Origin of the sequence: Bradyrhizobium sp. URHA0013, from assembly GCF_000518345.1 — a bacterium.
GTDB lineage: Bacteria > Pseudomonadota > Alphaproteobacteria > Rhizobiales > Xanthobacteraceae > Bradyrhizobium.
The window spans coordinates 19,020-27,513 of the sequence record NZ_JADK01000018.1 but is presented as its reverse complement, the minus strand read 5'-3'; the positions used below and the strand labels follow the sequence as shown (position 1 = coordinate 27,513).

General features: G+C 63.8%; 13 protein-coding genes. 7 read left to right on the top strand and 6 right to left on the bottom strand.

The features are described from left to right. Both N551_RS0120290 and N551_RS0120285 read left to right on the top strand, forming a co-directional pair. A partial coding sequence (locus N551_RS0120290; protein WP_027568445.1) for an ATP-binding protein occupies positions 1 to 315 on the top strand: 315 nt, incomplete at its 5' end. An 83-nt stretch (positions 316 to 398) separates the two neighbouring features. Next, positions 399 to 1,964: a S10 family peptidase gene (locus N551_RS0120285; protein WP_027568444.1), complete on the top strand. Its 1,566-nt coding sequence runs from the start codon at positions 399 to 401 to the stop codon at positions 1,962 to 1,964. Here the strand turns inward: N551_RS0120285 and N551_RS0120280 are convergent. After that, the gene (locus N551_RS0120280) at positions 1,951 to 3,339 is read right to left on the bottom strand and encodes a serine hydrolase (protein ID WP_027568443.1); all 1,389 of its coding nucleotides are present in this window, start codon (positions 3,337 to 3,339) and stop codon (positions 1,951 to 1,953) included. The genes N551_RS0120285 and N551_RS0120280 overlap by 14 nt on opposite strands. 108 nt (positions 3,340 to 3,447) lie before the next feature. Continuing rightward, entirely contained in the window at positions 3,448 to 3,990 is a 543-nt protein-coding gene (locus N551_RS0120275; RefSeq protein ID WP_027568442.1) for a tetratricopeptide repeat protein, read from the bottom strand. 252 nt (positions 3,991 to 4,242) lie between these two features. Here N551_RS0120275 and N551_RS38925 point away from each other — a divergent pair, with 252 nt between their 5' ends. Beyond that, on the top strand, positions 4,243 to 4,653 hold the full coding sequence (locus N551_RS38925; RefSeq protein ID WP_027568441.1) for a His-rich protein BRANT: 411 nt from the start codon (positions 4,243 to 4,245) through the stop codon (positions 4,651 to 4,653). Positions 4,654 to 4,725: 72 nt separating this feature from the next. Here the strand turns inward: N551_RS38925 and N551_RS38235 are convergent, their stop codons facing one another. Beyond that, positions 4,726 to 4,941 (bottom strand): hypothetical protein, encoded by a 216-nt coding sequence (locus N551_RS38235; RefSeq protein ID WP_155809836.1) that lies wholly within the window; start codon positions 4,939 to 4,941, stop codon positions 4,726 to 4,728. A 100-nt stretch (positions 4,942 to 5,041) separates the two neighbouring features. Between N551_RS38235 and N551_RS0120260 the strand changes: the two genes are divergently transcribed. The 3 genes from N551_RS0120260 (at position 5,042) to N551_RS39745 (ending at position 6,931) form a co-directional block, all read left to right on the top strand. Then, entirely contained in the window at positions 5,042 to 5,437 is a 396-nt protein-coding gene (locus N551_RS0120260; RefSeq protein WP_035961651.1) for a hypothetical protein, read from the top strand. A 290-nt stretch (positions 5,438 to 5,727) separates the two neighbouring features. Next, a complete protein-coding gene (locus N551_RS0120255) occupies positions 5,728 to 6,435 on the top strand; it encodes an outer membrane protein (protein ID WP_027568439.1) in 708 nt (235 codons plus the stop codon). A gap of 253 nt (positions 6,436 to 6,688) precedes the next feature. Next, a complete protein-coding gene (locus N551_RS39745; RefSeq protein ID WP_018455389.1) occupies positions 6,689 to 6,931 on the top strand; it encodes a hypothetical protein in 243 nt (80 codons plus the stop codon). Between the two features lie 39 nt (positions 6,932 to 6,970). On the opposite strand, the gene N551_RS0120245 is transcribed toward N551_RS39745, so the two are convergent. Together N551_RS0120245 and N551_RS0120235 are read right to left on the bottom strand one after the other, a co-directional pair. Continuing rightward, positions 6,971 to 7,225 carry a hypothetical protein gene (locus tag N551_RS0120245; protein ID WP_018455390.1) on the bottom strand — a complete coding sequence of 85 codons (255 nt, stop codon included), beginning with the start codon at positions 7,223 to 7,225 and terminating at the stop codon, positions 6,971 to 6,973. 303 nt (positions 7,226 to 7,528) lie between these two features. After that, positions 7,529 to 7,894 (bottom strand): hypothetical protein, encoded by a 366-nt coding sequence (locus N551_RS0120235; RefSeq protein ID WP_027568438.1) that lies wholly within the window; start codon positions 7,892 to 7,894, stop codon positions 7,529 to 7,531. A gap of 102 nt (positions 7,895 to 7,996) precedes the next feature. Between N551_RS0120235 and N551_RS38920 the strand changes: the two genes are divergently transcribed. Further along, the gene (locus N551_RS38920; RefSeq protein WP_197031174.1) at positions 7,997 to 8,161 is read left to right on the top strand and encodes a hypothetical protein; all 165 of its coding nucleotides are present in this window, start codon (positions 7,997 to 7,999) and stop codon (positions 8,159 to 8,161) included. A gap of 3 nt (positions 8,162 to 8,164) precedes the next feature. On the opposite strand, the gene N551_RS0120225 is transcribed toward N551_RS38920, so the two are convergent. Next, entirely contained in the window at positions 8,165 to 8,344 is a 180-nt protein-coding gene (locus N551_RS0120225) for a hypothetical protein (protein ID WP_027568437.1), read from the bottom strand. Between the last annotated feature and the right edge of the window lie 150 nt (positions 8,345 to 8,494).

Below are 8,494 nucleotides of genomic sequence, written 5' to 3'. Positions count from 1 at the left end.
CTCGTCAGCCGGCTCTACGAGCGCACGTCCATCGTCGTCACCACCAATCTCGCGTTCGGTGAATGGCCCAGCGTGTTCGGCGACGCCAAAATGACCACCGCGCTTCTCGATCGCCTGACCCACCATTGCGACATCGTCGAGACCGGCAACGACAGCTGGCGCTTCAAAAGCCGCGACGACGATCACGCAACCCGCGCTCGCACCGTCTCCGCAACCCCGACCAGCTCCGACGGTGCGAGCGCTACCGCCAAAACCCGCCGCTCGAAGGGGTCAAAATTGGACGCCGATACAGGGTCAAATTTGAACGCCGATTGACACCTTGATCCCCCAAACCGTCGCAATTCCGCGCTAGCCTTGCGGTCCGCACCGGCGGTCGTCGCCGGGCAGGGAGAACGATCATGGCTACGAATATGCCGGCGCTCCGCCGCGCGACCCTGGTGCTGGTGGTGTCGGCATTCGCGCTCGCAGGATTTGCGCGCGCCGACGATCCGCCGCAGCCGCGCGCTGAGGCGGCGGCAGCAGCCGGACAGAAGGGCGGTCGCGGCGGCGCACAAAGCGCGTCGCAGAATTCATCGTCAGCCGCCGAGCCGCACCGTCTTCCGTCGGATTCGACCACGAAGCAGACGATCGATCTTTCCGGCCGCACGCTTAATTTCGCAGCGACCGCCGGATCGATCCGCGTGTTCGACGGCAAGGGCGAGCCGGTGGCGGACATCGCCTATACATCCTATGAGCTCGACGGCGCCGACCGGGCGACGCGCCCCGTGACGTTCCTGTTCAACGGCGGGCCCGGTGCGTCCTCGGCATGGCTCCAGTTCGGCGCGGCCGGGCCGTGGCGGCTGCCGCTCGATGGCGAAGCGCTGTCACCGTCCGCCTCGCCCGAGGTGAAGCCGAACGCGGAGACCTGGCTCGATTTCACCGATCTCGTCTTTATCGATCCCGTCAGCACTGGCTATAGCCGGTTCGTCGCGAGCGGCGATGACGCGCGCAAATCGTTCTACTCCGTTGACGGTGACGTCAATTCGATCGCGCTCGTGATCCGCCGCTGGCTCGAGAAGCACGACCGGCTGACCTCGCCAAAATACGTCGCCGGCGAAAGCTATGGTGGCATTCGCGGGCCGAAGGTAGTGCGGCAGTTGCAGCTTCAGCACGGTGTCGGCGTCAGGGGATTGATCCTGGTGTCGCCGCTCCTGGACTTCCGCGAGTTCACCGGCACCAGCCTCCTGCAATATGTCGCGACGCTGCCGAGCTATGTCGCGGTGACCCGTGAGGCGAAAGGCCCGGTCAAGCGCGCCGATCTCGCCGACGTCGAGGCTTACGCGCGCGGCGAATTCCTGGCCGATCTCGTCAAGGGCGAGGCGGACAAGGAGGCGACCAATCGTCTTGCCGACAAGGTCGCCGAGCTCACCGGCATCGACCAGGCGGTGAGCCGCCGGCTTGCCGGCCGCTTCGACGTCGGCGAATTCCGCCGCGAATTCGACCGCAAGAACGGCAAGGTGACGGGGCGCTACGATGGCTCGGTACGCGGCTTCGATCCCTATCCGGATTCGAGCAGCTCGCGGTTCGGTGATCCCTCCGGCGATGCGCTGCAGGCGCCGCTGACGAGTGCTGCGGTTGACCTGTTGACACACAAGCTCAACTGGCGGCCCGATGGCTCCTATGAAGTGTTGAACGGCGCCGTCGAAGGGCACTGGGATTTCGGCCGCGGCATCAACCCGCCGCAGTCGGTCTCCGAGCTGCGCCAGATCCTCGCCACGGATGCGAAGCTGAACGTGCTGGTCGCGCACGGACTGTTCGATCTCGCCACGCCCTATTTCGGATCGAAGCGGGTGCTCGACCAGTTGCCGGCCTTCGCAACACAGCGTGTCAAGTTCGTGGTCTATCCCGGCGGCCACATGTTCTATTCGCGCGACGGCTCGCGACAGGCGCTTCGGAGCGAGGTCGAGACGCTCATTCGGGAGTAGGCCGTCGCTTGCGCGGCTTGTATCTCCGCGCGATCTCGCGGGCCACGACGGCCGCAGGCTTGATGTTGGCGCCCGCGATCCAGACGTCGCTGACCTTGCCACGCTTGTTGCGGACGCGGCGCACCGGCTCGCCATGGCTGGAGTAGCCGGCGGCCCAGGCGAGCTTGCCGGTGTCGCGACCGGTGACCTCGATCTCGGCGGCATCCATGAACGGATTGTTGAACTGGGGATTGGCGACCAGCACGCGGTTGCCGAGCGGCACGAGGTCGTTCGCGCCCCAGATCGTCCACCAGCGGCCGGTCCAGTCGCGCACGCGCCGGTCGGGTGCGCCACGGGCCTGGAAGACGCGGAGGATCTGCATCGCGCCGTCCATCCAGAACGGCGCCGCGCCGTCGATGGAGTTGCTGAGGATGCTGATCGCGAGCTCGCAAGCGGGGATAGAGCAGGTCCGCGAGATGTAACCTTGAAAGCCGCCGCCATGGCCGAACCAATCCCAGCCGTCGGTTTTGCCGGCGTTGACGCCGAGGCCGTAATAGGCCTCGAAGCTTTGCGGCACCCGCCAATGGTTTCGCGTCATCTCGCGGCGGCTCGCGACCGATAGCATGCTCTTTTTCGCATTGGGCGCGAGCTGTGCGTAGAAGCGGGCGGTATCGGCGGCGGTCGCGATGAAGCCGGCGGCGGAGGCCATCGCGTGCGCGGGATTGTCGCCGGGGATCACGCATCGCTCCCCATACGGCAGCTTGCGGGTGTGGCCGCGCGCGAACGACGCGCCCTTGGGAAGCGGGGCGTCCGGCTCGGTCTCGCGCAGGTCCGCGGGTTCGATGATCTCGCGCTTGATCCAGGTGCGGTAAGGCTCCTTGGTCACGGCTTCGATGACGAGACCGATCAGCCCAAAGCCGTGGTTGGAATATTTGAAGCGTGTGCCCGGCTCGATCGCGGTCGGCAGCTTCAATTCCGCGAGCAGCTCGCTCGCGTCGAGATAGGGACGGCTGTCGATGAACTGGCCGGAATCGGCGCCGTCGCGCGTCAGTCCCGCGCTGTGCGAGAGTACTTGCGCAATCGTCGTTCCGGCGACGCGCGGATGCAGGCCGGCGACATATTGGCCGATGGGATCGTCGAGCCGGAGCTTGCGCTGCTCGCGCAGCTTCATGATGCCGGCCGAGGTAAAGCTCTTCGAGTGCGAGGCGATGCGGAAGCGGTGGCGCGGGGTGAGCTTCTCGCCGGTGTCGAGATTGGCGAGGCCGAACGCGTGCTCGGCGACGATTTCGCCGCGATGGGCGAATGCGACGATCACGCCCGGCTGCTGGATTGTGGTGTGCTGGAATTCGATCCAGGAGCCGATGTACTCGATTGCGGATCGCAGCCAATTGTCCATTGCGCACCGATTTGCGAGGGGAAGATTGGTGGGAAAGCTAGCCGAGAACGCAGAACGGGCACAACCCTGAGGTTGTGCCCGTTCGTCCCATTCGGAGATGCGATGTTCTTAATAGACGAGAGTCGCTCCGGTCGGCTTGTCGAGCGCGGTGGCGAGCGAACGATATTCGGAGCTGTCGGTGCCGGCGAGCGAGGCGAGCTTGTTCAGGTGATACTGCGCCTGCTCGCGGTTGCCCTGCTCGAGCTGCCAGAGGCCGTAATACTGCCAGGTGCGGACGTGGTTCGGATCGTCCTTCAGCGCCAGCTCGTAATAGACCTTCGACGACTGGTAGTCGCCGAGCTTGCGATAGGAGTAGCCGATCAGATTGGCGACGTCGGCGACGTCGTCGCGCTTGAGCGACTTCAGCTGGCCGATCGCGCCAGTGTAGTCGTGATTGTCGTAGATCGTGGTGTAGGCGGTGCGATAGGCAGCAAGGAATTTCGGATCGTTGACGGAGGAGCTCTTCTTCTTGCCCTTTTTGGTCGAGGTGTCCGAGGCCGGCGGCGACGAGGGGGTGTCGCCACCTGCGGCATAGGCGCTGGTCAGAGCCGGCCCGGCCGCCAATGTCATGGCGACAAGTCCCGGCACAAGAAGCGTTGAGAGTTTTCGCATCTAAGTTCTCCCGTATGGAACGTGGCGATCCTACACGATTGCCCAAAGACCGGAACACCCATCAGGCAAAAACATTCCCGGCATCCTGGTCTATTCGCCCTGCGGGAAGATGACAAACTTGTCATCCAGATGAACGGGAGCCTGCTGCGGGCTTCAGATTGGGTTCAGTGCGTGCCCCCTAGACTCCAACCTACGATCAAAGGGTTGGCGAGAGGGCGCCCGCCTCAAGATCCTTCCAAGAGGAGACCAACCATGTTGAAGACCATTTCCGCAGCCTTGCTTGCAGCTTCCGTGATCGCAGCCCCGGCCTTCGCAGCCGAGACCGGCAAGACCACCACGACCACGCCGGTGATCAAGGCAGACCAGGCCCAGACCAAAGTGTCCACCACCGCCGCGAAACCCGACGCCGGCCTCAAGGCCGATGCCAAGACTTCGGATGCCAAGACTTCGGATGTCAAGGCTTCGGACGCCAAGGCCGACGCCAAGGCCGACGCCAAGGTGGATGCCAAGTCGAAGGCGATGAACGCCAACGCCGCGGTCACGCCGGACGCGCACAAGACCGTGCGCACGCATCGCCACCACCACAAGCATCTCTCAGCGAAGAAGTCGCTGACGACGCAGCCGGACGTGACCAAGCCGGCGACGATGGAGAAGCGCAGCTAACGACTGATCCTGCGCGGTGGCGTTCTAGCATTGCCCAGCCGCCGCGTGAGGAATTCAGGCCCGGCCCGTTCGTCACGCCTTGCGCGAAAGCTCGAGGTGCTGGCGGCGGGCCGGTACGACCATGCTGAAGCCCGCGAGCAACGTCCCAGGTTTGGCGGCCGCAAACAAAACCTCGAAAACAACCCCATGCACAGTAGCCGGTGGTAGATAAATCAATGGTTTGATCGGTGGCTCATCTGCGGATTTTACGAAGCCGTTTGACTCGTCGGGCAAAACACCTGTAGACATGCATCATTGCAACCTTGGGGCTGGAACGTCTCCGAGACTGATCGAGCGGAGAGCGTAAGCGGTGCGGCGACTAGCGGAACGCGCAGTGAGCTTGGCGTTGATGCTGGCACTGCCGCTGGCGCTCACGGGATGCTTCGGCAGCGACGGTGACCGTCCGACCCTGATGGACGGGACCCAGGCCGGAGGTCCACAACCGTTCCCGGATAATTTCCGCGGCGACACGCTGGCCTTGATGCGCAGCTATCTGAACAACCCCGTCGGCGTGCGTGACGCCAGCATGGCCGAGCCGGTGCAGCGCGAAGTCGGCGGTCGGCAGTTCTACGTCAGCTGCCTGCATTTCACCCCACGCGAGACCGACGGCACCTACAAGGCCATGAGGGAACGCGCCGTGATTTTCGTCAACGGCCGGGCGGACCGCGTCGTCGATCGCGCCAGCGAGCTGTGCGCGGGCGCGGTTTACGTACCCTTTCCAGAACTTGAAAAGATGACGCGGTAGCGCAAAGCCCACCTTCATCGCTTGGTGATAGGACAGAGCCCGCCGGAGCTGCCGGATCACATTTCGGGGAGCTTTGAACGGAGTGGTTTCGGGTTGCGACTAATCGTTATGGCAGGTTCTGTTTTCCAGCGGAAAAAAACCGTCGGTATGAGCCTGCGGGACGGAACAAAATCCCGCTGTTGCCGCTCCGTCACAGTAACGAACGATCAACGTTCCGGCATCGCCGCGAAGCAACCCAATTCACGCCACGTTGTTTCCTGAGTGTCGAATTTGAAAGAACGGGGATGATCATGAAAAGGATTTTGCTGGGTGCGGTTGCCCTGCTTGCGCTGGCCGCGCCGGCTGCCGCAGCCGACATGCAGGCGCGCACCTACACCAAGGCTCCGGCCTACACGCCGCCGCAGGTGATCTACAACTGGACCGGCTTCTACATCGGCGGCCATGTCGGCGGCGCCTTTGCCGGCGACAGCAGCTTCCAGTCGAGCGACGCGCGCTTCCTCGGCGGTGTCCAGGGCGGCTTCGACTACCAGTTCGCGCCCAATTGGGTCATGGGTATCGAGGCGCAGTATTCCTGGCTGCCGACCAACAACGGCGGTGCCACGTTCCCGCTGGGCACGCAGGTGACCTCCAATACCGACCAGCTCGGCTCGGTGACCGGTCGCATCGGCTACACCTGGGGACCGGCGCTGCTTTACGCCAAGGGCGGTTATGCCTGGCGCAATGGCGGTCTTGGCGTGAATGTCGCCGGCGTGCCGCAGACCTTCACCGCGACCGGGAACAGCAAGGACGGCTACACTGTCGGCGCTGGCCTCGAATATATGTTCGCGCCGAACTGGTCGGCCAAGGCCGAGTACCAGTACTACAACTTCGGCAGCACGACGTTCACCTCCGGTCCGGCTGACGTCGTGGGCGTCCGCGGCCGGGAGGACGAGCATACCGTCAAGGTCGGCGTGAACTATCGCTTCGGCTGGGGCGGTCCGGCAGCCTCGCGCTACTGACGCGCCACCAACGATCACGATCTGACAAAGGCCGGCTCCCCCGCCGGCCTTTCGTTTGCCGGGCTCTGGTTGCCAGCCTTCTGTTTGCATTGCGTCAACCATCTGGCGCGTCATTTGCAAGCAAACGTTTTGGCGCGCGCTTTCTCACGCGCGTCATGGAGCTCGGGTAAAGCAAAAATAATTTTTGCAGCTTAGGGAACTCGCGCGCCGGAACGCGTTATATGAGAATTACCGGGCTGGTGGGACGACGGACATGCGTATCTTGGTGTCGGCTGTGGTGCTCTCGTGCTTCGTCAGTTTGCCGTGCGCTGCCCAAACGATCCTCAAATCCGAGCCTCTGATGCTGGCACCCTACGAGGTGGCCTTCGTCAAGGACGCCTCGTGCTCCTCCGGCAAGGTGCTGAAGGTCACCGGCGCGATCCGTGGGCTGCATCGCCGGAAGGCCTGCGTGGCTCTGGCGGGCGAGCAGGCCTCGCTCGCGACCGCGACGCCCTGAGCTTTTTGTGAGCTCCGGCTTCCCATCCTTGATCCGTCTTCAGGAATTCAGCTCAAGCTCCATCCTCGCTTGGCGATCGGCCTCGGCCTTGTTCCGGGCCGGGTCCTCGCCCTGTGCGGCCCGGCACGGCTTGATCTCGTAATCGTTGTCGAGCACCCGGCGTGGCCCGGGGCGGTTGTCATCCGCGGTTACGTCCACGACGAGGCCACTTCGTTGCGCGAGCCTCCAGACGTCGGACTCATCAGGATAGGCCTTGCTGATCTGGGCGTCGTTGCAGAACAGGGCGTAGGGCATTGTTCCCGCTCCCGGAAAGCGCGTTAACGATTTTGCGCGGGAGGGGTTCCGATTGCCGGTCGATCACGCGGCCGTGATCAGGGTCGCCGGGGCCTGAGTCCTTAACGAGTCCTGAATCCCGAAAAAAAGAATCCCCGGGACTCATTTGGCGGAATCAGGGGATGTTTTCGGTCATGACGACCGACCTGAAAACCTCTTGCGGGCACATGCTGCTGCCCCTCACGCTGGCCCTGATCGGCGCCTGCGCGGCCAATCTCTGGCTGGTGTGGTCCTGGCTGTAGCCCGCGACGGGAGGCCCCGGCTCTACTTTTCAGCCGGTGGCCGGGGGGAGGCGTCGCGAATGGCGGCGCGCAGTTTAGTCAGGGTGGCCGCGCAATACTCCTCGCGCTCGCGCTCGAACCGCTCCTGATGCTTGCGGAAATTGGCGATGCGGGCCTGCATCTCGGTGCGGACGTCGTGGCTCGCCGCGCGCTGCGATGGGAGAGGCAAGGGTTGGGGCGGAAGTGGCTTGCTCTCGACGACGGTGTTGACGGGGACGATCTGCACTGACGCGGCCACTGTCGCCATCGGGATCTCCGGTGGATGCAAGTCATCCTTTTTGCCGGTTACCGATTGGACGAAGGCCATTGTCTGCGCGATCAGCGCGTCGCGTTCCGTGATCCACTTCATGGTGCACCCCTGTCGGGGTCATTCCAGCAAAGCTGGCCGGCCGAATCAAGAAGGTGTTGGGTGGGGGATTGCATATTTTTCCCGGCCGCCCGACAGTGGGGAATGGATGTCAAAGCAGACCATTCAGCCGAAGCCGAGGGCTTGAGGCTCGTCCGCGCGTTCCTGTCGCTGCCGCCCGACAAACGGGCGGAGGTGATCGCCTTCGTTGAGGAGTTGGCCCGGGCCAAACGCCGTCCCGAGGAGGGCGCCGACGTCTCGCCGGGGTGAGGGCTAGCGCTCCCGCGGATTGAGGTTGGGCTCGAACGGAGCCCCGACCACCCGAACCGGCGTCGGAGCGGTCACATCGATCATTGCCCGTTGGGCCTGCTGCTTTGCCGGAGCCGGTTCGAACAGCGCAATTGCTCCAGCCAAGGCGCTACAGCACAGCGTCACCGTCGCCAGCAGAAACATGTTTCGGTTTTCTTCCCTGATCCGCATGGGCCGACAACGGACGACGCCACCGACCGGTTCCGGTTTTCCAAGCCCGGCTCACACCCCGGAATAGGCTGAAGCTTACACCAAGCTTACGGCGGAAGCCCAAATAGTTAGTTTTCCGTAAGA